General features: G+C 69.3%; 19 protein-coding genes. 9 read left to right on the forward strand and 10 right to left on the reverse strand.

The genetic code is table 11. The features are described from left to right. Positions 1-120 precede the first annotated feature (120 nt). The 7 genes from ppsR to F624_RS0114010 all read left to right on the forward strand — a co-directional run bounded on the left by ppsR (position 121) and on the right by F624_RS0114010 (position 8,583). On the forward strand, positions 121-942 hold the full coding sequence (gene ppsR, locus F624_RS0113980; RefSeq protein WP_019574938.1) for a posphoenolpyruvate synthetase regulatory kinase/phosphorylase PpsR: 822 nt from the start codon (positions 121-123) through the stop codon (positions 940-942). Between the two features lie 78 nt (positions 943-1,020). After that, positions 1,021-1,497 carry a bacterioferritin gene (bfr, locus tag F624_RS0113985; RefSeq protein WP_019574939.1) on the forward strand — a complete coding sequence of 159 codons (477 nt, stop codon included), beginning with the start codon at positions 1,021-1,023 and terminating at the stop codon, positions 1,495-1,497. A 350-nt stretch (positions 1,498-1,847) separates the two neighbouring features. After that, positions 1,848-3,977, forward strand: a complete 2,130-nt coding sequence (locus F624_RS0113990) for a TonB-dependent receptor (protein ID WP_019574940.1) — start codon at positions 1,848-1,850, stop codon at positions 3,975-3,977. Positions 3,978-3,990: 13 nt separating this feature from the next. Next, positions 3,991-4,266: a hypothetical protein gene (locus F624_RS0113995; RefSeq protein ID WP_027475802.1), complete on the forward strand. Its 276-nt coding sequence runs from the start codon at positions 3,991-3,993 to the stop codon at positions 4,264-4,266. A 12-nt stretch (positions 4,267-4,278) separates the two neighbouring features. Further along, positions 4,279-5,886 carry a PepSY-associated TM helix domain-containing protein gene (locus tag F624_RS0114000; RefSeq protein ID WP_157443467.1) on the forward strand — a complete coding sequence of 536 codons (1,608 nt, stop codon included), beginning with the start codon at positions 4,279-4,281 and terminating at the stop codon, positions 5,884-5,886. After that, the gene (locus F624_RS0114005; protein ID WP_031255014.1) at positions 5,879-6,232 is read left to right on the forward strand and encodes a DUF3325 family protein; all 354 of its coding nucleotides are present in this window, start codon (positions 5,879-5,881) and stop codon (positions 6,230-6,232) included. Before F624_RS0114000 ends, F624_RS0114005 begins: the two co-directional genes overlap by 8 nt. A gap of 104 nt (positions 6,233-6,336) precedes the next feature. Next, on the forward strand, positions 6,337-8,583 hold the full coding sequence (locus F624_RS0114010; protein ID WP_084679516.1) for a TonB-dependent siderophore receptor: 2,247 nt from the start codon (positions 6,337-6,339) through the stop codon (positions 8,581-8,583). On the opposite strand, the gene F624_RS0114015 is transcribed toward F624_RS0114010, so the two are convergent. The 4 genes from F624_RS0114015 to F624_RS0114030 all read right to left on the reverse strand — a co-directional run bounded on the left by F624_RS0114015 (position 8,571) and on the right by F624_RS0114030 (position 15,728). After that, positions 8,571-10,079: an efflux transporter outer membrane subunit gene (locus tag F624_RS0114015; RefSeq protein WP_019574945.1), complete on the reverse strand. Its 1,509-nt coding sequence runs from the start codon at positions 10,077-10,079 to the stop codon at positions 8,571-8,573. The two genes, F624_RS0114010 and F624_RS0114015, sit on opposite strands and share 13 nt — an antisense overlap. 12 nt (positions 10,080-10,091) lie before the next feature. Beyond that, positions 10,092-13,337 (reverse strand): efflux RND transporter permease subunit, encoded by a 3,246-nt coding sequence (locus F624_RS0114020; protein ID WP_019574946.1) that lies wholly within the window; start codon positions 13,335-13,337, stop codon positions 10,092-10,094. A gap of 31 nt (positions 13,338-13,368) precedes the next feature. Next, positions 13,369-14,652, reverse strand: a complete 1,284-nt coding sequence (locus F624_RS0114025) for an efflux RND transporter periplasmic adaptor subunit (protein WP_019574947.1) — start codon at positions 14,650-14,652, stop codon at positions 13,369-13,371. 209 nt (positions 14,653-14,861) lie between these two features. Next, complete coding sequence (locus tag F624_RS0114030) at positions 14,862-15,728, reverse strand: alpha/beta hydrolase (protein ID WP_019574948.1); 867 nt, start codon at positions 15,726-15,728, stop codon at positions 14,862-14,864. 168 nt (positions 15,729-15,896) lie between these two features. Between F624_RS0114030 and F624_RS0114035 the strand changes: the two genes are divergently transcribed. Beyond that, positions 15,897-16,823: a LysR family transcriptional regulator gene (locus tag F624_RS0114035; protein ID WP_019574949.1), complete on the forward strand. Its 927-nt coding sequence runs from the start codon at positions 15,897-15,899 to the stop codon at positions 16,821-16,823. 14 nt (positions 16,824-16,837) lie between these two features. Continuing rightward, a complete protein-coding gene (locus F624_RS0114040) occupies positions 16,838-17,875 on the forward strand; it encodes an MBL fold metallo-hydrolase (protein ID WP_019574950.1) in 1,038 nt (345 codons plus the stop codon). A 42-nt stretch (positions 17,876-17,917) separates the two neighbouring features. On the opposite strand, the gene F624_RS0114045 is transcribed toward F624_RS0114040, so the two are convergent. The 6 genes from F624_RS0114045 to F624_RS0114070 form a co-directional block, all read right to left on the reverse strand. Beyond that, complete coding sequence (locus tag F624_RS0114045) at positions 17,918-18,181, reverse strand: Txe/YoeB family addiction module toxin (protein WP_019574951.1); 264 nt, start codon at positions 18,179-18,181, stop codon at positions 17,918-17,920. After that, on the reverse strand, positions 18,178-18,438 hold the full coding sequence (locus F624_RS0114050) for a type II toxin-antitoxin system Phd/YefM family antitoxin (protein WP_019574952.1): 261 nt from the start codon (positions 18,436-18,438) through the stop codon (positions 18,178-18,180). Before F624_RS0114050 ends, F624_RS0114045 begins: the two co-directional genes overlap by 4 nt. A 58-nt stretch (positions 18,439-18,496) precedes the next feature. Continuing rightward, positions 18,497-20,209: a thiamine pyrophosphate-binding protein gene (locus F624_RS0114055; RefSeq protein ID WP_019574953.1), complete on the reverse strand. Its 1,713-nt coding sequence runs from the start codon at positions 20,207-20,209 to the stop codon at positions 18,497-18,499. Between the two features lie 105 nt (positions 20,210-20,314). Beyond that, positions 20,315-21,430 (reverse strand): alpha-hydroxy acid oxidase, encoded by a 1,116-nt coding sequence (locus F624_RS0114060; RefSeq protein ID WP_019574954.1) that lies wholly within the window; start codon positions 21,428-21,430, stop codon positions 20,315-20,317. Beyond that, the gene (locus F624_RS0114065) at positions 21,415-22,101 is read right to left on the reverse strand and encodes a Fe2+-dependent dioxygenase (RefSeq protein ID WP_019574955.1); all 687 of its coding nucleotides are present in this window, start codon (positions 22,099-22,101) and stop codon (positions 21,415-21,417) included. Before F624_RS0114065 ends, F624_RS0114060 begins: the two co-directional genes overlap by 16 nt. Positions 22,102-22,113: 12 nt before the next feature. Continuing rightward, positions 22,114-24,366, reverse strand: coding sequence for a TonB-dependent receptor (locus F624_RS0114070; RefSeq protein WP_031255016.1), 2,253 nt, complete (start codon positions 24,364-24,366; stop codon positions 22,114-22,116). Positions 24,367-24,408: the final 42 nt, after the last annotated feature.

Genomic DNA, 24,408 nt, shown 5'->3' on the forward strand with positions numbered 1-24,408 from the left:
TTGTGCTTGTAGGTCAAGACAGCGCATGGTGAGAATTTGGATAATGCGCGATTGTAGGCTTGGCGCGCCATGACCTGCTGGCGTCAGGCTGACAGACCCTTTTTGGAAACCCCTTCGCAAATGCACACCCGCACAGTCTTCTACATCTCGGACGGCACCGGCATCACGGCCGAAACCTTCGGCAACGCCATCCTGGCCCAGTTCGACATGAGCACCCGCCATGTGCGCCTGCCCTTCATCGACACCGTCGACAAGGCCCACCAGGCGGTGCGCCAGATCAACCACACGGGCGAGATCGAAGGCCGCAAGCCCATCGTCTTCACCACGCTGGTCAACATGGAAGTGCTGGCCGTGATCCAGGAGGGCTGCCAGGGCATGCTGCTGGACATGTTCGGCACCTTTGTGCACCCGCTCGAAAAAGAGCTGGGCATCAAGTCGCACCACCGCGTGGGCCGCTTCTCGGACGTGAGCAAGAGCAAGGAATACCACGACCGCATCGAAGCCATCAACTTCAGCCTGGCCCACGACGACGGCCAGTCCAACCGCGATCTGGAAGCCGCCGATGTGATCCTGGTCGGGGTGAGCCGCAGCGGCAAGACCCCCACCAGCCTGTACCTGGCGATGCAGCACGGCCTGAAGGCCGCCAACTACCCGCTGATTCCGGAAGACTTCGACCGCCGCCAGCTGCCGCCGGCCCTGCTGCCCCACCGCAAGAAGCTGTTCGGCCTGACCATCCACCCCGAGCGCCTGTCGGAGATCCGCAACGAGCGCCGACCCAACTCGCGCTATGCCAGCCTCGAGAACTGCCGCGCCGAGGTCAGCGAGGCCGAAGCCATGATGCGGCGCAGCGGCATCCGCTGGCTCAGCAGCACGACCAAGTCGATCGAGGAGATCGCCACCACCATCCTGCAGGAGATCCGGCCCGAGCGCCTGATTTACTAGGAAATCACCGGAATCAGAGCCACCCGGCCCCGGTTGTGCACCACAATCCACCGATCACCCCAACCGGAAGGACATCCCATGAAAGGCGACCCTCAAGTCATCAGCCACCTGCAGGCCCAGCTCAAAAATGAGCTGACCGCGATCAACCAGTACTTTCTGCACTACCGCATGCTCAAGCACTGGGGCTTCGACAAGCTGGCCAAGAAGGAGTACGCCGAGTCGATCGGCGAGATGAAGCATGCCGACTGGCTCATGGACCGCATCTTCATGCTCGACGGCCTGCCCAATCTGCAGGACCTGGGCAAGCTGTCGGTCGGTGAAGACGTGCCCGAGATCCTGCGTTGCGACCTGGGCGCCGAGCAAGGCGCCCAGGCCACCATCAAGGACGGCATGGCCTACTGCGAAAGCGTGCGCGACTACGTCTCGCGCGACCTGCTGCAGAAGATCCTCGACGACACCGAAGAGCACATCGACTTCCTGGAAACCCAGATCGACCTGATCGACAAGGTGGGCCTGCCCAATTACCTGCAGTCGCAGATGGGCGAACACGAATAAGCACCCTCACGGCGCGCACCTGCATGGGCCTTCGGGCCCATTTTTTTTGGCGTCGGCAGCCCTTGCTGCACGTCGCGCGCCCCTCGCGTCAAGTTGTTGCGAACGTTTCTCATTTGTAATGTAAACTTGCGTTACGCCAGCCAAGCCCGACACGGGCCCCGCCAGCCCCGGATCCAGTGTGCCGGCCCTTGTGGCCCGGGGCGCCTGGCGGGCCACTGGCCTGCGCACAACCCCCACAGCGAATCGGACGCGCGCCTGCTGCGCCTTCGACCTCGGCACGCCGGCCCCGGCAGACGCAGGGCGCACCGCGCCCCTGCCCCCGGACCCACCCCGTGCCCCGAGGCCCAACCATGTTTCAGCAACGCTTTTTCCGCCGTGGCCCGCTCGCCCTGGCGCTTCTCGCCGCCTTCGGCCTGCCCGCCCAGGCCCAGACCCTGCAGGAAGTCACCGTCAACGGCGCCCAGGACGAGGGTTACTCGCCCGCCAGCAGCCGCAGTGCCACCAAGACCAGCGCACCGCTGCGCGACATCCCGCAATCGGTGCAGGTGGTGCCGGCCCAGCTGCTGCGCGACCAGGGCGCCCGCTCGATGGAAGACGCGCTGCGCAACGTGCCCGGCGTGGCGATGAGCACGGGCGACGGCCAGCGCGACCAGGTGGTGATCCGCGGCTTCACGGCCCTGGCCGACCAGTTCATCGATGGCGTGCGAGACGACGCGATGTACTTCCGCGACCTGGCCGACATCGAGCGCATCGAGGTGCTCAAGGGCCCGGCGGCCGTGCTGTATGGGCGCGGCTCCTCGGGCGGGCTGATCAACCGCGTGACCAAGAAGCCGCGGTTCGGCGTGACCCGTGGCGAAGCCACCCTGGGCCTGGGCAGTTTCGACTACCGCCGCGCCACCGCCGACCTGAACCTGGGGATCAATGAGAGCGCCGCCTTCCGCCTCAACGTGGCCAAGGAAGACTCGGGCAGCTACCGCGACCAGCAATTCCTCAAGCGCTACAACTTCGCCCCCTCGCTGGCCCTGAAGCTGGCCCGCGAGACCGATCTGCTGCTGCAGTACACCGATGCCGACGACCGCCGCCTGACCGACTTCGGCATCCCGGCCTTGAACGGGCGCCCGGTCAACGTGGCCGCCAGCACCTACTACGGCTCGGGCCAGGCCGCGCGCGACGACACCACCACCAGCCATGTGCGCGCCTTCACGTCCACCCTGAACCACCGCTTTGACGAGGCCCTGTCGCTGCGCAACGTCACCCGCGTCCAGGGCTACGACCTGCGCCGCTTCAACACCCTGCCCAGCGGCACCACCGACCCGGTGACCCAGACCGTGGGCCGCACCCGCTCCTTCATCTTCCGCGACGAGTCCAGCCTGTTCAACCAGACCGACCTCACCTGGCGCAACCGCCTGGGCGGCCTGCAGCAGGAATGGCTGCTGGGCATGGAGCTGGGCTCGCAGAAGAAGACCGCCTGGTCGGTCTCCGGGGGCACGGTCGACCGGGTCAACCTGCTCAACCCGGGCAGCGTGGTGCCACCGGCCATCGCGGCCAGCGCCTATGCCGCCGACAGCGCCATCCCCAGCCACACCTCGCTGGGCACCAGCGCGCTGTATGCGCAAGACCAGATCACCCTGTCGCCCCAGTGGAAGGCCCTGCTCGGGGCACGCTACGACGTGTTCAGCCAGGACACCGCCTTCGAGCGCAAGCTCAGCCCGCTGGGCCGCACCGACAAGAAGTTCAGCCCCCGCGCCGGCCTGGTCTGGCAGCCGGCCGACTGGCTGTCTTACTACGCCTCGTACAGCCGCTCCTTCCAGCCCTCGGGCGAGAGCCTGGCACTGTCGTCCAGCAATGCCGCCAGCGCCCCCGAAATCACCGAGAACCGTGAGATCGGCGCCAAGCTCGACCTGCTGGATGGCCAGCTCAACCTGACCGGGGCCCTGTTCCGCCTGGAGCGCGCCAACATCAAGAACACCGACCCCAACCGCCCCTCGGTGATGATCAACGTGGGCAAGCAACGCACCGATGGCCTGGAGTTGACCGCCACCGGCCGCCTGCCTGGCCGCTGGGACCTGAGCGCCGGCTACGCCTGGCTCAACGGGCGCATGGTCGAGTCGGTGGCCACCACCGCCTCCAGCCAGTTGCCCCTCGTCAACGTGTCGGCCCTGGGCAAGGTGCCGGCGCTCACGCCGCGCCACTCGGGCTTTGTCTGGGCCATGAAGGACGTGGGCCAGGGCCTGCGCCTGGGCGGCGGCCTGAGCGCGGTGGGGGCGCGCTACACCTCGCTCACCAACCTGGTCACCCTGCCGGGCTACACCACGCTGGACGCCGCAGCCCACTACGAGCGCGGCGACTGGGCGCTGGACGTGAACCTGAAGAACCTGGCCAACCGCAAGTACTACGTGTCCAGCCACGGCAGCAACGACAACCTGATCCTGCCGGGCTCGCCACGCGCGCTGCAGCTGACGCTGCGTACCACCTTCTGAGCCTGAGGCCCCCATGCACGCCTCAGCTCTTCACGTGACAGCCAGGGTGCTGGGCGCCCTGCCCGGCGGCTACCTGCTGACCGCCTGCAGCATGGGCCTGCTCAGCCGCCTGCTGGTGCTGGCCGGACTGCCCCGCAGCGAGGCCGTGGTGGCCACCGCCATGCTGGGCTTTGGGGTCTACCTCGGGCTGCTGCTGTGGGCCTTCAGCGTGCGGCGCCTGCGCCGGCTGTGGGCCACCGTGCTGCTGGGCAGCGCCGCCTGCCTGGCCCTGCTGGCCTGTCTGCCCTGAGAAAGCCCTGTCATGCACCCCACATTCCGTCAATCCATGGCCTGGCTGCACAGCTGGGCGGGCGTGCTCATCGGCAGCCTGCTGTTCGTGGTGTTCTGGATGGGCACGCTGAGCGTGTTCGACCGCGAGATCGACCGCTGGATGATGCCCGACACCCGCCTGGACACCGGGCTGCTGCAAGCGCCGCTGGTGCTCGAAGGCCCCGTCAGTGCGCAGATCGAGCGCCTCACGCAGGGCGCCTCGCAATGGTCCGTGGTGCTGCCCTATGAGCGCGCGCCCGTGCTGCGCCTGAGCTGGCGCCCGCCCGGCAGCACCCGACCCGAACGGCGCTACCTGCACCCGCGCACCGGTGCCGTGCTCAACGAGACCGAGACCCTGGGCGGCTCGGGCTTCATCTACCCCTTCCACTACAGCCTGCACCTGAAATGGAAAGCCCTGGGCTACTGGCTGGCCGGCCTGGCCGGCCTGGCCATGCTGGTGGGGGTGGTCAGCGGCGTGGTGATCCACCGCAAGCTGCTGGCCGATTTCTTTCTGTTCCGCCCGCGCAAGCAGTTGCCGCGCGCCAGCCTGGACCTGCACAACCTCACAGGCGTGTTGCTGCTGCCGTTTCATGTCGCCATCGCGCTGTCGGGGCTGATCGTCTTCATGGGCATCTATTGGCCCGCCGCCCCCTGGGCTGCCTACCCCGGCGCCGGCCCGGTGGCGGCCCAGCAGGCCTTCCAGGCCGAAGGCATGGGCGTGTACCGGCGGCCCAAGGCCGGGCGGCCCGCCGAGCAGGCCCCGGCACTGGACAGCATGCTGGCGGCGGCCCGCCAGCACTGGCCCGGCAGCGAGGCCTACTTTCTGCGGGTCTGGCATCCGGGCGACGCCAACAGCTATGTGGAGCTGCGCCGCTCGCCCCAGGACCAGGTTCCCCTGGGCCTGGAGCAGCTGTATTTCGATGCCGCCAGCGGCGCCCTGTTGCACGAGTTCAATGAAGCCCCCGTGATGCGCGTGCAGCGCTTTGTCAGCGGCCTGCATTACGTGCAGTTCAAGCACTGGATGCTGCGCTGGCTGTACTTTGCGGCCGGCCTGGGGGGCTGCGTGATGATCGGCACCGGCTTTGTGTTCTGGCTCGAAAGCCGGCGCACCCGGCACGCCCGCCAGGGCCTGGCCGGCGTGCGCGTGGTCGAGGCGCTGAGCGTGGCCTCCATGCCCGGCGTGATCGCGGCCACGCTGGCCTTTTTGCTGGCCAACCGGCTGCTGCCGGCACACGCCCAGGCCGGCAGCCTGGGCCGTGCCGAGCTGGAGATGGCCGCCTTCTACCTGTGCTGGCTGCTCAGCCTGGCCCATGCCGCCTGGCAGGGCCGCCAGGCCTGGGCACAGCAGCTGTGGGCCGTGGCCGGCGCAGCGGCAGCGGCCGTGCTGCTCAACGCCCTGACCACCGGCATGCCGCTGTGGCGCAGCCTGCAACTGGGCCAATGGGGCGTGGCCGGCGTGGACACCGCCCTGCTGTGCCTGGCCGCGGTCAGCACCTGGGCTGCGTTGCGGCTGCGCCGCGGGCATGCCCGCCACAGCACGCCGAGCCGGAACACAGACCGCAGCCCGGCCCTCCAGCACACCGGAGAACGCCATGCATGACGCCCTCTGGATGGGCGCCGCCAGCCTGCTCAACACGCTGGGCATGGCCTGGCTGGCCCTGAGCCAGGAACGCCACCTGGACACGGTCAGCGTCAGCGCCGGCCACCACCCCACCCCCGGCCCCACCCCTGACTCCCCTACCCTGCGCCGCTGGCGCCTGCGGGGCGCAGCCCTGCTGGCCCTGGCACTGGGCCTGTGCCTGTGGCAAGACGGCGCGGTCTTCGGCAGCCTGCTGTGGCTGATGCTGCTGAGCGCCAGCGCCCTCGCCGTGGCCCTGCAACTGAGCTTCGGCCCCGGCGCGCTGCGCTGGCTGCTGGGCACGTCGCGGATGAGCGTCAACCGATAGCACCAACCCCTCCCCACCCCCTTTCAGCCAGGTGTCCTGGCAGCCCGCCCCGGCAGGCCGCCCCCCAGCCAATGACTTGCAGCCCAGAGGATGAACCCCTGACCATGACACCCTGCCCACTCCCTGCCCACCGGCGCCGCTCGACCTTCGGCTCGACCTTGCGCTCAAGCCTCCGTTCCTGCACGCCCCCGCAGCCCCGCCTGCGCGCCGTGACCCAGGCCGCGCTCACGCTGTGCAGCCTGGCCCTGCCCGGCCTGCTGCAGGCCCAGGGCACGGCGCCTGCCGAGGCCCCGGCCGAAAAAGCGCTGTCGTCCATCACCATCCAGGCCCGGCCCGAATCGGAAAGCGCCACCACCCCGGTGACGGGTTTCGTGGCCCGGCAAAGCGCCAGCGCCACCAAGACCGACACCCCGGTGCTGGAGACGCCCCAGGCCATCTCGGTGGTCACACGCGACCAGATCGAGGCCCAGGGCGCCACCACCCTGCGCCAGACCACGGCCTACAGCGCGGGCATCGTGTCGAGCTATTTCGACAGCCGCGTCGACAGCTTCAAGGCCCGCGGCGGCGATGTGACCCAATACCTGGACGGCCTGCTGCGCAGCTACGGCACCTACAACACCACCCGCCCCGACCCCTACACCCTGGAGCGCGTGGAGCTGCTGCGCGGCCCCAGTTCGGTGCTCTATGGCCAGGGCCAGATCGGCGGGGTGCTCAACCTCAGCTCCAAGCGCCCGCAGGCCGAAACCCAGCGCGAAATCCAGCTGCAGCTGGGCTCCTACCAGCGGCGCCAGATCGCGGCCGACCTGACCGGGCCGCTGGATGCCGAGGGCCAGTGGCTGTACCGCCTGATCCTGGTCGGGCGCGACAGCGGCACCCAGGTCGACCATGTGGCCGACGACCGCACCGTGGTCGCTCCCACGCTGACCTGGCGCCCCAACGCCGACACCTCGCTCACCGTGCAGGGCCTGTACCAGCGCGACCAGAGCGGCTCGCTGATCGGCTTCTTCCCCTGGCAGGGCACCTTGCGGCCCAGTGCCTATGGCCAGATCCCCACCAACACCTTCATCGGCGAGCCCGGCTGGGACGCCTACAACACCCGCCAGAGCTCGCTGGGCTACCTGTTCATCCACCGCCTCAATGAACACTGGACCCTGCGCCAGAACCTGCGTGCCACCGAAAGCGAGGTGGACTACCGCACCGCCTACACCAGCTTCACGGCCAATGCGGCCACCGGACGCCCGGCCCGGCCCGTCTTCAACGCCGACAACCGGACCCTGGCCCGCGACCTGGTGCAGCAGCTCAACACCGGGCGCATGGTGCTGCTCGACAACCAGGCCGAGCGCAGCTGGCAAAGCGGCGCCGTCAGCCACCGCCTGCTGCTGGGCCTGGACCTGCAGCGCAACCAGACCGGCCAGTGGACCGGCAGCGGCAAGGCAGGCGACATCGACGTGTACCAGCCGGTCTACGGCAACTACACGCCCCCGGCCCGGCTCACGCGCCAGCCTTCGGTGACGCAGCGCCAGCTCGGCCTGTACACCCAGGACCAGATCGCCTGGGAGCGTTGGCGCCTGACCCTGGGCTTGCGCCACGACAGCGCCCAGACCGACACCGAGGGCCGCCCGGCCGCCGCCATCGACGACAAGGCCTGGAGCAAGCGTGCCGGCCTGAGCTACCTGGCCGACGGCGGCTGGGCGCCCTACCTGAGCTATTCGGAGTCCTTCCTGCCCCTGGGCGGGGTGAATGCGTATGGCAGCGCCTACAAGCCCCAGCGCGGCAAGCAATGGGAGGCGGGGGTGAAGTGGCAGCCGCCGGGGCGCGGCATCACGGCCTATGCCGCGGTGTACGACCTGCGTGACACCAACCGCAAGACCAGCGACCCGGCCAACCCGCTCAACAGCCTGCAGATCGGCGAGGCCCGGGTGCGCGGGGTCGAACTGGAGGTGACGGCCAGCCTGAGCCGGCACTGGGACTGGACCGGCAGCTACGCCTGGACCGATGCCCGCGTGAGCCGCAGCACCGGGGCCGACCAAGGCAAGCGCCTGGCGGGCGTGCCCCAACACAGCGCCGCGCTGTGGCTGATGCACCGCTTTGCCGGCCAGGGCCGCGGCGGCCTGTCGGCCGGCATGGGGCTGCGCTACCTGGGCGAGTCGTGGGATGGCACCGACAGCCTGCGCACGCCGTCCAGCACCTTGCTGGACGCGATGGTGGCCTACGACCAGGGCCACTGGCGCCTGGCCTTGAACGCCGTGAACCTGGCCGACAAGGTGCAGATCACCACCTGCCTGACCCGCGGCGACTGCTTCTATGGCCAGCGCCGCACGGTGGTGGCCACCGCGACCTACCGGTTCTGAAGCCGGGCAACGGCCTCGAGGCGCGGGCCGCCGAGGGCCGCCGCTGCGCCGGGGCCATCGCCCCAGCCCCCGCCCAGGGCGCGCACCAGGGCCACCGTGGCCACGGCCTGGCCGGTGCGCACCTGCAGCTCGGCACGGCGGTTGCGCAGCTCGGCCCGGCGCGCGTCCAGCAGCTCGATCTGGCTCACAAAGCCATGCCGGTAGCGCGATTCGGACAAGGCCGTGGCGCGCCGGGCGGCGGCCACCGCGCGGGCCTGGGCCTCGGCCTGGGCGGCCAGCAGGTTCAGGTTGCTGAGCTGGTCTTCGACCTCGCCAAAGGCATTCAGCACCTGGCCGCGGTAGGCCGCCAGGGCGGCGTCCAGCCGGGCCTGGGCGCCCTGCACCGCGGCTTCGCGCCGGCCGCCATCGAACAGGGGCAACGACAGCAGGGCCCCGGCACTCCAGGCCCGGGCCGACCACTTGAACAGATCGCCCAGCTCGGGCGAGGCCTGGCCGGCACTGCCGGTCAGGGTGACGGCGGGGAACCAGGCTGTCTGGGCCACGCCCAGGCGGGCCTGGGCCGCCAGCACCGAGGCCTGGGCGGCCGCCACATCGGGGCGGCGCGCCAGCACCGTGCCCGGCACCCCGGGCGGCACCACCGGGATGCTGGCCAGCGGCCCGGCCGCGGGCAGATGGAAGCCGGTCGCCACCTCGCCCACCAACACCGCCAGGGCGTGGGTCAGCAAGGCCTGCTGACGCTGCAGGGCCAGGGCTTCCGATTCGGTGGCGGCCACCTCGGAGCGGGCCCGGGCCAGGTCCAGCTCGGCCACGTCGCCCGCGCGCTCGCGCCGGGTGGTGAGGGCCAGCATGTCGCGCAAGGCCTGCAGGCTCTCATCGACCAGCCCCTGCTCGGCCTGCACCGAGCGCAGTTGCAGGTAGGTCTGAGCCACATCGGCCTGCACCAGCAGGCGGGTGCTCTGCAGCAGGGCGGCCTGGGCACGGGCGTCCTGCCCGGCCGCCTGGCTGGCCTGGCGCAGGCGCCCCATCACATCCAGCTCGTACGAAGCGCCCAGGCCCAGGCTGGCCGTGGTGCTGGGCTGCTCGCCCGTCAGGGTGCCGCGCCCGGCCTGGCGGTTCAGGCCGGCATTGACGCCCACCTGGGGCGCACGGGCGGCCTCGGCCGTGCCCAGCAGGGCCCGGGCCTCGGCCAGGCGGGCCGCCGCCTCTTGCAGCCGGGTGTTGGCCAGGTCGGCGCGCTGCACCAGGTCGGTCAGCACCGGGTCCATGAAGTCCAGCCACCAGGCGCCCCGGGGCTGGGCCTCGGCGCCGGGGGCGACGGTCCAGCGGCCCCCCCCTTCGCCCACGCCGGCAGGCTGGCTCTGGCTGAAGGTGGCGGGCAGTTGGGGCAAGGCCTGCTCAGGGCTGGGCAGGGCCGTGCTGGCACAGCCGGCCAGCCACAGGGCCGCCCACAGGGGGGTCAGGACACGCAAGGTCCCGGGCAAGGTCAAAGAGGTCATGCGATGCTTCTTTCAATCATGGTCTTGGCGGGGGGCGGCCAGCACGGGGCGGCCCTGGGCACCGGAGGCGGCCGGGGCCAGATCGGCCGGGCCCACCGGCGCGACATGGCTGCCGTGCTGGATCAGCGGCCGGTTGCCGGTCAGGCGCCGCAGCAGCACATAGAACACCGGGGTCAGGAACAGGCCGAAGGCGGTCACACCGATCATCCCGGCGAACACCGCCACGCCCATGGCGCGGCGCATCTCGGCACCGGCCCCGGTGGACAGCACCAGGGGCAGCACGCCCATCACAAAGGCCAGCGAGGTCATCAGGATGGGGCGCAGGCGCAGCCGGCTGGCTTCGATGGCGGCCTGCAGCGGGCTGCGCCCGGCGAACTCGAGCTCACGCGCAAATTCGACGATCAGGATCGCGTTCTTGGCCGACAGCCCCACCAGCACCATCAGCCCGATCTGGGTGAAGACGTTGTTGTCGCCGCGTGACAGCCACACCCCGGTCATGGCGGCCAGCAGGCCCATGGGCACGATCAGGATGATGGCCAGCGGCAGCGTCAGGCTTTCGTACTGCGCGGCCAGCACCAGGAACACCAGCAGGATGGCCAGCGGGAACACCCACACCGCCGAGTTGCCGGCCAGGATCTCCTGGTAGGTGAGCTCGGTCCATTCGTAGCTGAAGCCCGGCGGCAGGGTTTCGGCCGCGATGCGGGCCACCGCCGCCTGGGCCTGGCCGCTGGAGTAGCCGGGCGCGGGCCCGCCATTGATGTCGGCCGACAGGTAGCCGTTGTAGCGCATGGCGCGTTCGGGCCCGAAGCTGGGCTCGATCTTCAGCAGGGCCGACAGGGGCACCATCTCGCCGCTGCTGGAGCGCACCTTGAGCAGGCCCACGTCTTCGGCCCGGGCGCGGTAAGGCGCATCGGCCTGCACGCGCACGCTGTAGGTGCGGCCAAAGCGGTTGAAGTCGTTGGCATACAGGCTGCCCAGGTAGATCTGCAGGGTGTCGAACACCTCGGTCACCGGCACGCCCAGCTGGCGCGCCCGGGTGCGGTCGATGTCGGCATACAGCTGGGGCACGTTGACCTGGAAGCTGGTGAACAGGCCCGCCAGCTCGGGCGTCTGGTAGGCCTTGGCCATGAAGGCTTTCACGGCGCCATCCAGGGCCGCATAGCCTTGCGAGCCGCGGTCTTCGATCTGCAGCTTGAAGCCGCCGGTGGTGCCCAGCCCGGCCACGGGGGGCGGCGGGAACATGGCGATGAAGGCGTCCTGCAGGCCGGCGTACTTCTGGTTGAGCTGGCCGGCAATGGCCCCCGCGCTCAGGCTGGCGTCGCGCCGCTCTTCAAAGGGCTTGAGGGTGGCGAACACGATGCCCGAGTTGGAGCTGTTGGTGAAACCGTTGATGGACAGGCCCGGAAAGGCCACCGCGTGCTCCACGCCCGGCTGGGCCAGGGCGATCTCGCTCATGCGTCGGATCACCTGCTCGGTGCGATCCAGCGTGGCGCCATCGGGCAACTGGGCAAAGCCGATCAGGTACTGCTTGTCCTGCGCCGGCACAAAACCGCCGGGCACGCTCTTGAACAGGCCCAGCGTGAGCAGGCCCAGCACCAGGTACAGGCCCATCATGGCGCCCTTGCGCGCGATCACGCGGGTGACGCCACCGCTGTAGGCCGCCGCACCGCGCCCGAACAGGCGGTTGAAGCCGGCAAAGAAGCGGCCCAGCACCCGGTCCATGCCACGGGTGAGCGCATCCTTGGGCGCGTCATGCCCCTTGAGCAGCAAGGCGGCCAGGGCGGGCGACAGGGTGAGCGAGTTGACGGCCGAGATGATGGTCGAGATGGCGATGGTCAGCGCGAACTGGCGGTAGAACTGCCCGGTCAGCCCGCTGATGAAGGCCAGCGGCACGAACACCGCGCACAACACCAGGGCGATGGCGATGATGGGGCCCGAGACCTCGCGCATGGCGCGGTAGGTGGCCTCGCGCGGCGACAGGCCGGCTTCGATGTTGCGCTCCACGTTCTCCACCACCACGATGGCGTCGTCCACCACGATGCCGATGGCCAGCACCAGGCCGAACAGGCTCAGTGCGTTGACCGAGAAGCCCGACAGCTGCATCACCGCAAAGGTGCCCACCACCGACACCGGCACCGCCAGCAGCGGGATGATGGAGGCGCGCCAGGTCTGCAGGAACAGGATCACCACCAGCACCACCAGGGCCACGGCCTCAAGCAGGGTGTGCACCACCGAGTCGATGGAGGCGCGCACGAACTGGGTGGGGTCGTAGACGATCTGGTAGTCCATGCCATCGGGCATGGCCTTCTTGAGATCGGCCATGGCGGCGTGCACATCGTCCGAGATCTGGATCGCGTTCGAGCCCGGCGCGGCAAAGATGGGCACGGCCACCGCGTCCTTGTTGTCGAGCAGCGAGCGCAGCGCGTACGAGGCGGCCCCCAGCTCCAGCCGGGCCACATCGCGCAGCCGGGTGACGGCGCCGTCGCTGCCGGTCTTGACGATGATGTCGCCGAACTCTTCCTCGCTTTGCAGGCGGCCCTGGGCGTTGATGGAGAGTTGCAGATCCGCCCCGGGCAGGCCGGGTGAAGCCCCCACCACACCGGCCGCGGCCTGCACGTTCTGCTCGCGGATGGCGCGCACCACGTCGTTGGCCGACAGGCCGCGCTGGGCCACTTTCTGCGGGTCCAGCCAGACGCGCATCGAGTAGTCGCCCGAGCCGAACAGCTGCACCTCGCCCACGCCCTTGACGCGGGCCAGCCGGTCTTTCACGTTGAGCACCGCGTAGTTGCGCAGGTAGGTCATGTCGTAGCGGCCGCCCGGCGACAGCAGATGCACCACCAGGGTCAGGTCGGGCGAGCTCTTGACGGTGGCCAGGCCCAGGCGGCGCACCTCTTCGGGCAGGCGCGCCTCGGCCTGGGCCACGCGGTTCTGCACCAGCTGCTGGGCCTTGTCGGGGTCGGTGCCCAGGCGGAAGGTGACGGTCAGGGTGAGCAGGCCATCGGTGGTGGCCTGGCTGCCCATGTAGAGCATGCCTTCGACGCCGTTGATGGCCTCCTCCAGCGGGGTGGCCACGGTCTCGGCGATCACCTTGGGGTTGGCGCCGGGGTAGTTGGCGCGCACCACCACCTGGGGCGGCACCACCTCGGGGTACTCGGACACCGGCAGCACGCGCAGGGCCAGCAGGCCGGCGATCAGCATCAGCACCGACAACACGCCCGCGAAGATGGGGCGGTCAATGAAGAATTTGGACAGGTTCATGGGTTCGATCTCGTGTCGGGGCGGTCGCGCCTCAGGCGGCCGGGCTGGCTGGGGCCGCCGGGGTGGCGGTGGCGGCCGCCTCCGGCTTCATGGGCACGGTCTGCGGGCTGACCAGGGCGCCGGGGCGGATGTGCTGCAGGCCGTTGACGACCACCTGCTCGCCCGCCTTGAGCCCGCTCTTGACCACACGCAGGCCGTCGACCGGCGCGCCCAGCGTCACCTCGCGGTACTCGGCCTTGTGGTCGGCGCCCACCACCAGCACGAACTTCTTGCTCTGGTCGGTGCCCACCGCACGCTCATGCACCAGCAGGGCCGGCCGGGTCTGAGCCTGGCCCATGCGCAGGCGGGCGAACTGGCCCGGCATCAGGCGGCCGTCGGGGTTGTCGAACACGGCGCGCACGCGCACGGTGCCGCTGCGCACGTCGACCTGGTTGTCCACCAGCTGCAGGTGGCCGCTGTAAGGGGTGCTGCCGCCTTCTGCCTTGCCCCCCTCGGCCGTGCCCATCTGCACAGGGATGCGCTCGATGCGGGCGCGGGCGCTCTGGCCGCTGCCCAGGCCTTGCAGCGCCTGCGCGATCAGTTGCTCATCGGCCTCGAAACTCGCGTAGATCGGGTTCACCGAGACCAGGGTGGTCAGCACCGGGGCGCCGGCGCCAGCGGCCACCAGGTTGCCGGCCGTGACTTCGATGCGCCCGATGCGCCCGCTGATGGGCGCACGCACCTGGGCGTAACCCAGGTTCAGGCGGGCGCTTTGCAGTGCGGCCTGGGCGGCACGCAGGTTGGCATCGGCCTCGCGCTGGGCGTTCTGGCGCTCGTCCAACTCACGCTGGGCGATGGCGCGTTCCTCCCACAGGCGGGTGGCGCGCTCCAGCTCGCTCTGGCTGTAGGCCACGCGGGCCTGGGCCGCCGCCACCTGGGCCTGGGCCCGGTCCACCTCGGCGGAAAAGGGTGCCGGGTCCAGGCTGAACAGCAGATCGCCCGCCTGCACCAGCGAGCCTTCGCGGAAGTTCACGGTCTGCACGGCGCCGGCCACGCGGGGGCGCAGGTCCACGCGCTGCACGGCCTCCAGCCGGCCCGAGAACTCGTCCCACAGCGCGATGGGCTGCTCGGCCACCGTGGCCACCGAGACCGAGGTGGCCGCAGTGGCCTGTTCGGTCGGGGCATCGGCATGCGAGCTGGGCAGGCCCAGGAAGGCCGCGCCCGTGGTGGCCAGCACGGCCAAGGCCACGGCCGACAGCCACAGCGGTCGGCGTGAAACCGAGGCTGAGGCGGGGCGAACAGCGGTGGTGGGTTGGGATTCAGGGGTCGGGTTCATGGCAGGTCCTCCAAGACAAAAAGGCGTGACGCAGCCCACCCCGCCGGGCCGCACGGGCCCGCAGGCAGGACTGCAAGACAGGAAAACAAAAAATCCGGGCGAGCAACGCCCGAATCACCGGCCGGGGCCGGTGATCAGCAAGGGGGGAAGCCAGGCCTTGAAGGCCACCCGGTCAACACCGCGGTGTCAGGCCGGGCCGTGGGGGCGCTCTAGGAAGGCACCGGGCTGCGGGTGTCCTCGAAGAAGCGCTGGAACTGCGCCTGCACCGCGCCGGCACAGGGGCAGGCCTGGGCCTGGGCGGCCAGCAGGGCGTCGGGCCAGTGCTGCGCCGCGCTCAGCACCTCGCCGCGGGCCTGCAGGCCGGCGGCCTGCAAGCGGGTGACATAGGCCATGGCCTCGTCACGCATGGGGTCGTCCGGGCCCACCAGCACCAGGGTGGGGGGCAGGCCTTGCAGGCGCATCGAACCTGCCGGCACCGCGTAGGGGTGTTCGGCATCGCGCGGGTTGCGCAGGTAGCTGAGCCAGCCTTCCACCCATTTGCAGCAGGTGGCACTGCCGGTGGCCTGGCGCAGCGAGGCCGTGCCCACGCAGGGGTCGAGCATGGGCGAGAGCAGGATCTGCCCGGCCAGCGGGGGGTGGGCCTGGTCGCGCGCCATCAGGCTCACGGCGGCGGCCACGTTGCCGCCGGCCTCTTCACCGGCCAGATAGACCAGCGCGCCGGTACCGGCCAAGCGGGTGCGCTGGCGGAACACCCACTTGAGCACCTCGTAGCCGGCCTCGGCCGCATTGGGGAAGGGGTGCTGCGGCGCCAGCGGGTAGGCCACCGACACCACCACCGCGCCAGCGCTCAACAGCAACTGGGCCACGGTGCAGCCGTTGTCCAGATCGCCCGACACAAAGGCGCCGCCGTGGAAATGCACCACCAGGGGCTTGGCCTGGCCCGGCGTCTTGCGGCCATACACCCGCACCGCCACGCTCTTGCCGCCGGGCAGGCCGACCTCGCTGTCGACCCCGGGGTGGAGCGGCGGCGTGCCCGGGGTGGGCAGGGGCGAAACGGTTTCAGGGGTGCTGGGCATGGTGGACAAGGCTCGCAACAAGATGGGATGGTGCGACTTTAGTGGCAGAAGCGCGTGCCATAAACACCTGCTTCGCCACAGCAGTGTTTCCAAACGCCCAACAATGCCGCCCGGCCGTCATGTGAGAATTTGTACCAGCCCCGATCGGGCACAACAACAGGAGAGCCCATGGACCAGATCCAGGCCATGCGCATATTCACCCGCGTGGTGGAAGCCGGCACCTTCACGCGCGCGGCAGATTCACTGAACCTGCCCAAGGCCACCGTGACCAAGCACATCCAGGCACTGGAGGCCCGGCTGCGGGTGCAACTGCTCAACCGCACCACGCGCCGCGTCACGGTGACGGCCGACGGCGCGGCCTACTACGAGCGCACCGTGCGCCTGCTGGCCGAGCTGGACGACATCGAGGCCAGCATGAGCCAGGCCCGCGCCAACCCGCGCGGGCGCCTGCGCGTGGACGTGGGCAGCACGATTGCGCGGCTGCTGATCATCCCGAACCTGGCGCGCTTTCAAGAGCGCTACCCCGACATCCAGCTCGACCTGGGCGTGAGCGACCGCATCGTGGACATGATCTCGGACAACGTGGACTGCGTGATCCGGGGCGGCAGCCTGATCGAGCAGTCGCTGGTGGCGCGGCGCATCGGCAACCTGGAGTTCATCACCGTGGCCGCGCCCAGCTACCTGCAGCGCCGGCGGGTGCCCGCGCACCCGCTGGACATCGAGCGCGAGCACACCGTGGTGACGTATTTCGGGGCCCACACCAACCGCCAGTACCCGTTGGAATTCCACCAGGGCGACGAGGTGATCGAGATCCCCGGCCCCTACCGCATCAGCGTGAACGAATCGAATGCCTACACCGAGGCCTTGCTGCAAGGCCTGGGCATCGGGCAGATCACCACCTTCCAGGCCCAGCCCCACCTGGCCAGCGGTGCCTTGCAGCGCCTGCTGCCCGAATGGGGCCACCCGCTGCTGCCGGTGTTTGTGGTGTACCCGCCCAACCGGCACCTGAGCGCCAAGGTGCGCGCCTTTGTCGACTGGGCCGCCGAACTGTTTGCCAGCCACCCCCTGTTGCAAGGCACCCCCCTGCCCACCTGAACAAAGCCCACCCCATGAACACCAGTCTATGCGCCTGCCCTGCCCCTGCCGAGGCCGCCCCTTATGCCGATTCGCCCCAGTGGCGCGCCGGCAAGTTCCGCAACGCGGCACCACGCCATGCCATGGGCACCCTCAAGACCCTCGCCGTGATGTGGCGCTTTCTGTTTGGCAAGCCGGCCAACACGGTGCCGGCGCGGCCCATCCCGGTGCAGGCGCTGAGCCAGGCCGAACTGCTGGCCGCGCCCGACATGAGCCTGTGGCGGCTGGGCCACTCCACGATGCTGATGAAGCTGGGCCAGCAGTTCTGGCTGACCGACCCGGTGTTTGCCGAGCGCGCCTCGCCCTTCACCTTCATGGGCCCGAAGCGCTTTCACGCGCCGCCGCTGCGCATCGAAGACCTGCCCGAGATCACCGGCGTGCTGCTGTCGCACGACCACTACGACCACCTGGACCGGGCCGCCATCGAACAGCTGGCACCCAAGGTGGCGCACTTTGTGACGCCGCTGGGCGTGGGCGATCGGCTGATCGCCTGGGGCGTACCCGCGGCCAAGGTGCAACAGCTGGACTGGTGGCAGGAAACCCAGGTGCAAGGCCTGCGCCTGGTGGCCACGCCGGCCCAGCATTTCTCGGGGCGCAGCCTGAAGGATGGCAACAGCACGCTGTGGGCCTCGTGGGTGCTGATCCAGGATGATGTGCGGGTGTTCTTCAGCGGCGACACCGGGTATTTCAAGGGCTTCAAGACCATCGGCGAGCGCTTCGGCCCCTTCGACATCAGCCTGATGGAGACCGGTGCCTACAACGCCGACTGGCCCGATGTGCACATGCAGCCCGAACAAAGCCTGCAGGCCCACCTGGATGTGCGGGCGCGGCACTTGATGCCCATCCACAATGGCACCTTCGACCTGGCCCTGCACCCCTGGCACGAGCCGTTTGACCGCATCGCGGGCCTGGCCCGCCAGGCCGGCGTGCCCCTGGTGGCGCCGCAGATGGGCGAGCGCCTGGACCTGCGCGCACCGGCCCTGTCGCAGGGCTGGTGGACGGCGGTGGAGTGAGCTCAGGCTGTTGCGGCTGCGGGCAAGACCCGCACAGCCAGTTCACTCATAGTGCGACCACATGCGAAGCACCTTGACCACGCCCTGCGCCTGCAACACCTCGTAGACCAGACGGTGCTGGATGTTGATGCGACGCGAGTAGGCCCCGGTCAAATCGCCGACCAGCTTCTCATAAGGCGGCGGATTCTGAAACGGGTTCTCACGCAGGATGGCCAGCAGTTCCTGAGCCTTGGCTTTGAGGCCGCTGGCCAGCAGCTTTTGAGCGTCTTTTTGCGCATGCCGGGTGAAGGCTACCTGCCAGCTCACCAGTCCAACTCCTGGGCACAGGATTCGACCGGGGTGGCCATGCCCTCTCGAATCGACTCACGCATGCCGGGCACCGACAGCAGGTAGAGCGTCTCCTGAATGGCCTGCCAATCCTCCGCCGACACCAGCACCGCATCATGGCGCTTGCCGGAGATGGTGATGGGCTGGTGCGACTCGGCCGCCTGGTCCATGAGGCGGTACAGATTGGCGCGTGCTTCGCTGGCGGTGAGTGTGACTATGGTGGGCTCCTTGCTCAAAAGCGTACGCCAAAAGGTACGCCGGGTCAAACAGAGCCCCAGGGTCCGCTTCAGCGCGTCAACGTTTCAGCGCGGCCTCGCGGATGGCGCTCAGGGTGCTGCGTGTGGTGATGACCTCGGGGCTGAGCGGGATCTCGATCACGGTGCCGCGCTCAGAGGCCAGGGCGCGCAGCAAGGCGGCTTCGAAGTCTTCGGTGCGGCTGACCTGCTCGGCCGCGTAGCCATAGGCCCGGGCCAGGGCACAGAAGTCGGGGTTGGCCAGGGCCGAGCCGCTGACGTGACTGGGGTATTCGCGCTCCTGGTGCATGCGGATGGTGCCGTACATGCCGTTGTTGAGCAGCACGATGATGCTCTTGCCGCCGTGCTGGGCCGCGGTGGCCAGCTCTTGCCCGTTCATGAGGAAGTCGCCGTCGCCCGCGATGGTGAAGGCCACCCGCCCGGTGAGCAGGTTGGCCGCGATGCCGGCCGGCACGCCATAGCCCATGGCGCCCACCGTGGGGGCCAGCTGGGTCTTGTGCCCGCGGGCCAGGCCGAAGTGGCGGAAGTAGCGGTGCACCCAGCTGGCAAAGTTGCCCGCGCCATTGGTGAGCACCGCATCGGCTGGCAGGTGCTTTTGCAGCAGGGCCACCACGGCCGGCATGTCGATCACGCCGGGCTGCGCCGTGTCCAGCCCCGGCAGGGCCTGGGGCTGCAGATTGGCCTGGTAGTCGGCGTGGGCGGCGGCGGCCCAATCGGCCCAGGGCAGGCTGACCGGCGCGCTGAGCACCTCCAGGCTGCGCGCGGCCGCGTTCATGCTGGCGTTGATGACCAGGTCGGCCTGGTAGACGCGGTTGAGCTCTTCGGCGCTGGCATGGATGTGCACCAGCTTCTGGCGCGGGCGCGGGGCCTCGAGCAGGGTGTAGCCGCCGGTGGTCATCTCGCCCAGGCGCGGGCCGATGGCGATCACCAGATCGGCCTCACGGATGCGTGCGGCCAGGCGGGGGTTGATGCCGATGCCCACATCGCCCGCGTACAGCGGGTGGTGGTTGTCGAAGGTGTCCTGGAAGCGGAAGGCATTGCCCACGGGCAGTTGCCAGTTCTCGGCAAAGCGCTGCAGGGCCTGGGCGGCCTGCGGGGTCCAGCCGCCGCCACCGGCGATCACAAAGGGCCGCTGCGCCTGCATCAACAGGCTGCGCAGGTCACGCAGCGAGCCCGGGTCGCTCCAGGCCTGCACGGCATCCACCCGTGGCAGGGGCGTGGCGCTCACGGTCTGGGTCAGCATGTCTTCGGGCAGCACCAGCACCACCGGGCCGGGGCGGCCGTTCATGGCCGTGGCAAAGGCGCGGGCGATGTACTCGGGGATGCGGCGCGCGTCATCGATGCGCTCGACCCGCTTGGCCATGCCCTTGGTGCTGGGGCCGAAGAAGCTCTGGAAGTCGATCTCCTGGAAGGCCTCGCGGTCGCGAAAATCGCTGCCCACATCGCCCACCAGCAGAACCATCGGGGTCGAATCCTGGAACGCGGTGTGCACGCCAATCGACGCGTTGGTGGCACCGGGCCCGCGCGTGACCAGGCAGACGCCAGGGCGGCCCGTGAGCTTGCCGGCGGCCTCGGCCATGAAGGCGGCACCGCCCTCCTGGCGGCAGGTGATGAAGCGGATCTGGTCGCGGTAGCGGTGAAAGCCGTCCAATACCGCGAGGTAGCTTTCGCCGGGCACGCCGAAGGCGGTGTCCACGCCTTGGGCGATCAGGCATTCAACCAACAAGTGTCCTGCGCTTTGCTGCTCTGCCATGGGGTGTCTTCTCGGGTGAAATGGAGATCAATGGGGGAGCCCTGATCGTAATGGCTTCCCCGCCCTGACGGCTTGCCGGGATTCAGCTCGGCTGAGCCCGCTTGCTCAGGGCGCGTCGTCGACCGCGCGATCCAGGGCCCGCAGGTGATCGCGCGAGATGTCGGCCGGCGAGCGGCAACCGCACAGGGCCAGGGCCATCTCGAACTCATCGCGCAGCAGGCGCAGCACATGGGCCGCGCCCATGGCGCCCTGGGCCGCCAGGCCCCACAGGCAGGGCCGGCCGATCAGCACGGCCTGGGCGCCCAGGGCCAGGGCCTTGAACACGTCGGTGCCACGCCGGATGCCACCGTCCACCAGCAAGGCGGCGTCGCCCTGCAGCGCGTCGGCCAGCTCGGGCAGGCATTCGGCCGTGGCGGGCTGGGTATCGAGCACGCGGCCGCCATGGTTGCTGAGCACCACGCCCGCCACGTTCAGCCGTGCGGCCTGGCGCGCGTCCAGGGGGTGGGTGATGCCCTTGAGCAGCAGGGGCAGATGGGTGCGCGCCTGCAGCCAGGCCAGGTCGTCCCAGCGCAGCGCCTGCTCGACGGTGCCGCCGCACAGGCCCTCCGGCGCCGATGGGGCCGCCCGCCAATGCGGCGTGACCAGGGCCGCGGGCGGCTGGGCGCCCAGGCGGCGCACCCGGTCGCGGCTGCCCTGCACCGGGGCATCGACACTGAGCACCAGGGCCTCGTAGCCGGCATGCTCGGCCTCGGCCATCAACTCCAGCAAGTGGCCCCGGTCGGCGCCGTTGGCCAGTTGCATCCACAGCGGGCCGCGCACGGCCTCGGCCCGCATCAAGGGGGCCACCTGCTGCAGCGGTGTGGTGCTGTGCTGGCTGAGCACAAAGCCACATTGCTGGCTGCTGGCGGCCAATGCCATGCCACGCTCGCCGTCGGGGTGCGCCCAGCACTGGTAAGCCATGGGGGCCACGATCAGGGGGGTGGGCAGCTCGCGACCCAGCAGGTGCACACGGGTGTGGCCTTCACGCAGGTCTTGCAGAACCCGGGGCCGCAGGCCCCAGTGGGCCCAGGCGGCCACGTTGCGGCGCTGGGTCCACTCGTCGCCGGCGCCGCCATCGAAATAGGCCCAGGCCTCAGGCGTGAGGCGCTCCTGGGCCCGCTGCGCGTAATCGGGCAAGGTGGCGGGCAAGGTGGCGGGCAAGCCCTTCAGGTCTGCGCCCATTGCCGTAACAGGTTGTGGTAGACGCCGGTCAGGGCCGTGGTCTCGGGGGTTTCGCCCAGCTGGGCGCGCAGCTTGAGCAGGTTCATGTCGAGGTCGAACAAGATGCGGCGCTGTTCATCGCTGCGCACCATGCTCTCAATCCAGAGAAAGCTGGCCACGCGGTGGCCGCGGGTGACGGGGGTGACCTGGTGCACGCTGGTGCCGGGGTACAGCACCGCATCGCCCGCCGCCAGTTTGACGCCACGGCTGCCATAGGTGTCCTGCACCAGCAGCTCGCCACCGTCGTAATCGGCCGGGTCGCTGAGGAAGACGGTGCAGGAGACATCGGTGCGCACCCACTCCTGCGTGGCCTTGGAATGCAGCACCGCCCCATCGACATGGGGGCCGTAGAAATTGCTGCCCCCGCCGTAGCGGTTGAACAGCGGGTTGAAGATCTTGCGCGGCAGGGCTGCCGAGAAGAACAGCGGATCGCGTCGCAGGGCCCCGAGGATCAGGGCCTGCAGGGTGCGGGAGGCTTCGCTGTCCTGCGCCAGCTGCTCATTGTTCTTCTGCGTCAGGGCCTGGACGCCCGCGCTGCTGCGCCCATCGATCCATGGGGCCTCGTCGCCGAGCAGGGCGCGGGCGGTGCTGAGCTCTTGCGCGCTCAGCAGGTTCTTGAGTTGCAGCAGCATGGGTTCGCCGGGTCAGAACAGGGCCTTGACGCTCAGCTCGATGCGACGCGGCGCACCGGGCACGTAAAAGCCTCGGTAGAGCTGGTCAGCATACAGCTTGTTGGTCAGGTTGCTCACGTTCAGGCGCAGCAAGGTGTTGCTGGTCAGGTTGTGCTCGACCATGGCATCGACGGTGGTGAAGGCCTGGGCGACGACGTTGCGGTTCTGATCAGGATTCTGCGCGCCCCGGTAGTTCAGGCCGCCACCGACACGCCAGCCCGGCAGCACCCGGTAGGTGCTCCAGAGGGTGGCGCTGTGCTTGGGCGTGAGGGCCGGACGATCGCCCTGGCGTTGGGCGGCGCTGGTGGAGGCCACGCTGCTGACGTCGATGGTGGCCGAGGGGATCCAGGTGTGGTTGTAGAACACCTCCCAGGCCGGGGTCAGGCGGCCGGCGAAGTTGAACTCCATGCCGGTGGCATGGCGCTTGCCCGACAGCAGGTACTGGTTGGCCACCGTGTCGACGTCGGTGTTGCGCTCGTTGTACTTCTCGCTGCGGAACAGCGCCACGCCGAACAGACCCTTCTTGTCGAAGACGTCGTACTTGGCACCCAGCTCGAAGTTGCGGCTCTTCTCTGGCGGGGTGTTGAGCAGGGTGGCATTGGTGCCCGCCAAGCTCAGGTTGACCGTACCGTACTGGTAGGTATCACCCGAGGTGTTGTACGAGGTGCCATACGAAGCGTAGTAGGACGAGGTGTCATTGGGCTGCCAGATGGCCCCCACGCGCGGGCTCCAGAGGTTGTTGTCCATGCTGAAGCTGTTGCCGCTGGTGTCGCCATACTTGCCCATGAAGCGGTCGTAGCGCAGGCCACCCACCAACTTGATCTGCTCGGTCAGGCTCATGACGTCCTGGCCATAGAAGCCCATCGACCGGGCGCGGAAGGGCGCCATGGCGACCGCGCGGGTGTCCTGCACATAGGCGCCGCTGTCGGGGTTGCCCACCGTGGTGGTGGGGGGCGTCGCCAGGCCGGCCGTGGCATTGTTGTTCTGCTGCGCACGTTGGTCGTAGTAGTCGACCCCGCCCACCAGGCTGTGCTTGAAGCCACCCCAGTTGGCGTTGCCGGTGTACTCGCTTTGCACCTGCAGCATGTTGGAGTCGTTGCGGCGCGCCTTGAAGCGGCGGTTGAGCACCGTGCTGCCACTGAGGCTGGACGCGGTGGTCACACTGCCCCAGCTGATGTTGCTGGCCAGCAGGTCACGCGAGTAGTGGCCGTAACGCAGCGTGGTCTTGATCTCGGCATCGCCATCGAGTCGGCGCTTGTGGGTGACCGTACCGTAGTTGGACTCGGTGCGCAGGTAGTCGCTGGCCAGCCCGTAGTAGGCGGTGGCGTCGAGCACGGGGGTGATGGTGCCGGTGCTGTTGTTGCTGGCGGTGGTGCTGCCGTTGTTGATCAGCCAGGGGTGGTTGTACATCGGGCGCCCCTCGGTGCGCAGGTGGTACATGCCGATCGAGTACTCGTCGCGCTCGCCAATGCCCCAGCGGTAGGTGGGGGCCACGCCCTCCTTCTTGACCGTTGCGCCCCAGTTGTCGGCCTGGTGACGCATGATGTTCACCCGGAAGGCCGACGACTCGCCGGTCTGACGGTTGATGTCCGCCGAGACGCGGGCCGAGCGGCCGTTGCCCACGGTGCCGTTGATCTCGCTCTGGTCCATCAGGAAAGGCTGCTTGTTGACCTGATTGACCACCCCGCCGGTCGAGCCTTTGCCGAACAGCATGGAGGCCGAGCCCTTGAGCACTTCGACCCGGTCGAGGTTGAAGGTGTCGTGCTGGACCATGGCGTTGTCATGCAGGCCATCGACATAGATGTCGCCGGCCTGCTGGAGCGAGAAACCCCGGATGCGCACGTCTTCTTCGCCCGTTTCGCCAGCCTGGAAGGTCACGCCCGAGACCGACTTCAGCACTTCGCGCAGATCATCGAAATTGCGGTCGTCCATGTAGTGCTCGGTCATCACCGTCACGGTCTGGGGAATGTCGCGGATGTCCTGGTTGCCCTTGGCGATGCCAGTCTGCTTGACGAGCAGGCTTTCCTTGGCAATGGTCGGGCCCTCCTTGGTGTCCTTGACGGTCACGGTGCTGAGGGACTTCTCCTCGCTCTGCGCCATCGCCTGCTGGGCCGTGCCCAGAGAGCCGGCCAACATGAGCGCGGCCAGCGGCAGCACTTTGCCAGGGGCAGGCGCGGCCTGGCGCGCCACACTTTGCTGATTGCGGGACATCTTTTTGCGTTGCATGAAAACTCCAGTGTGTGGGTGGGCCCTGGGGCCGAAGCCCGG

Source organism: Curvibacter lanceolatus ATCC 14669 (assembly GCF_000381265.1).
GTDB lineage: Bacteria > Pseudomonadota > Gammaproteobacteria > Burkholderiales > Burkholderiaceae_C > Curvibacter > Curvibacter lanceolatus.

What these genes read in the sequence shown, in the direction of transcription:
- F624_RS0114005 (WP_031255014.1), top strand. Translation starts at nt 5,879, where the DNA reads ATGCATGACGCCCTCTGGATGGGCGCCGCCAGCCTGCTCAACACGCTG.
- ppsR (WP_019574938.1), top strand. Translation starts at nt 121, where the DNA reads ATGCACACCCGCACAGTCTTCTACATCTCGGACGGCACCGGCATCACG.
- F624_RS0113995 (WP_027475802.1), top strand. Translation starts at nt 3,991, where the DNA reads ATGCACGCCTCAGCTCTTCACGTGACAGCCAGGGTGCTGGGCGCCCTG.
- bfr (WP_019574939.1), top strand. Translation starts at nt 1,021, where the DNA reads ATGAAAGGCGACCCTCAAGTCATCAGCCACCTGCAGGCCCAGCTCAAA.
- F624_RS0114070 (WP_031255016.1), bottom strand. Translation starts at nt 24,366, where the DNA reads ATGCAACGCAAAAAGATGTCCCGCAATCAGCAAAGTGTGGCGCGCCAG.
- F624_RS0114010 (WP_084679516.1), top strand. Translation starts at nt 6,337, where the DNA reads ATGACACCCTGCCCACTCCCTGCCCACCGGCGCCGCTCGACCTTCGGC.
- F624_RS0114055 (WP_019574953.1), bottom strand. Translation starts at nt 20,209, where the DNA reads ATGGCAGAGCAGCAAAGCGCAGGACACTTGTTGGTTGAATGCCTGATC.
- F624_RS0114025 (WP_019574947.1), bottom strand. Translation starts at nt 14,652, where the DNA reads ATGAACCCGACCCCTGAATCCCAACCCACCACCGCTGTTCGCCCCGCC.
- F624_RS0114030 (WP_019574948.1), bottom strand. Translation starts at nt 15,728, where the DNA reads ATGCCCAGCACCCCTGAAACCGTTTCGCCCCTGCCCACCCCGGGCACG.
- F624_RS0114015 (WP_019574945.1), bottom strand. Translation starts at nt 10,079, where the DNA reads ATGACCTCTTTGACCTTGCCCGGGACCTTGCGTGTCCTGACCCCCCTG.
- F624_RS0114000 (WP_157443467.1), top strand. Translation starts at nt 4,279, where the DNA reads ATGCACCCCACATTCCGTCAATCCATGGCCTGGCTGCACAGCTGGGCG.
- F624_RS0114065 (WP_019574955.1), bottom strand. Translation starts at nt 22,101, where the DNA reads ATGCTGCTGCAACTCAAGAACCTGCTGAGCGCGCAAGAGCTCAGCACC.
- F624_RS0114040 (WP_019574950.1), top strand. Translation starts at nt 16,838, where the DNA reads ATGAACACCAGTCTATGCGCCTGCCCTGCCCCTGCCGAGGCCGCCCCT.
- F624_RS0114020 (WP_019574946.1), bottom strand. Translation starts at nt 13,337, where the DNA reads ATGAACCTGTCCAAATTCTTCATTGACCGCCCCATCTTCGCGGGCGTG.
- F624_RS0114035 (WP_019574949.1), top strand. Translation starts at nt 15,897, where the DNA reads ATGGACCAGATCCAGGCCATGCGCATATTCACCCGCGTGGTGGAAGCC.
- F624_RS0113990 (WP_019574940.1), top strand. Translation starts at nt 1,848, where the DNA reads ATGTTTCAGCAACGCTTTTTCCGCCGTGGCCCGCTCGCCCTGGCGCTT.
- F624_RS0114060 (WP_019574954.1), bottom strand. Translation starts at nt 21,430, where the DNA reads ATGGGCGCAGACCTGAAGGGCTTGCCCGCCACCTTGCCCGCCACCTTG.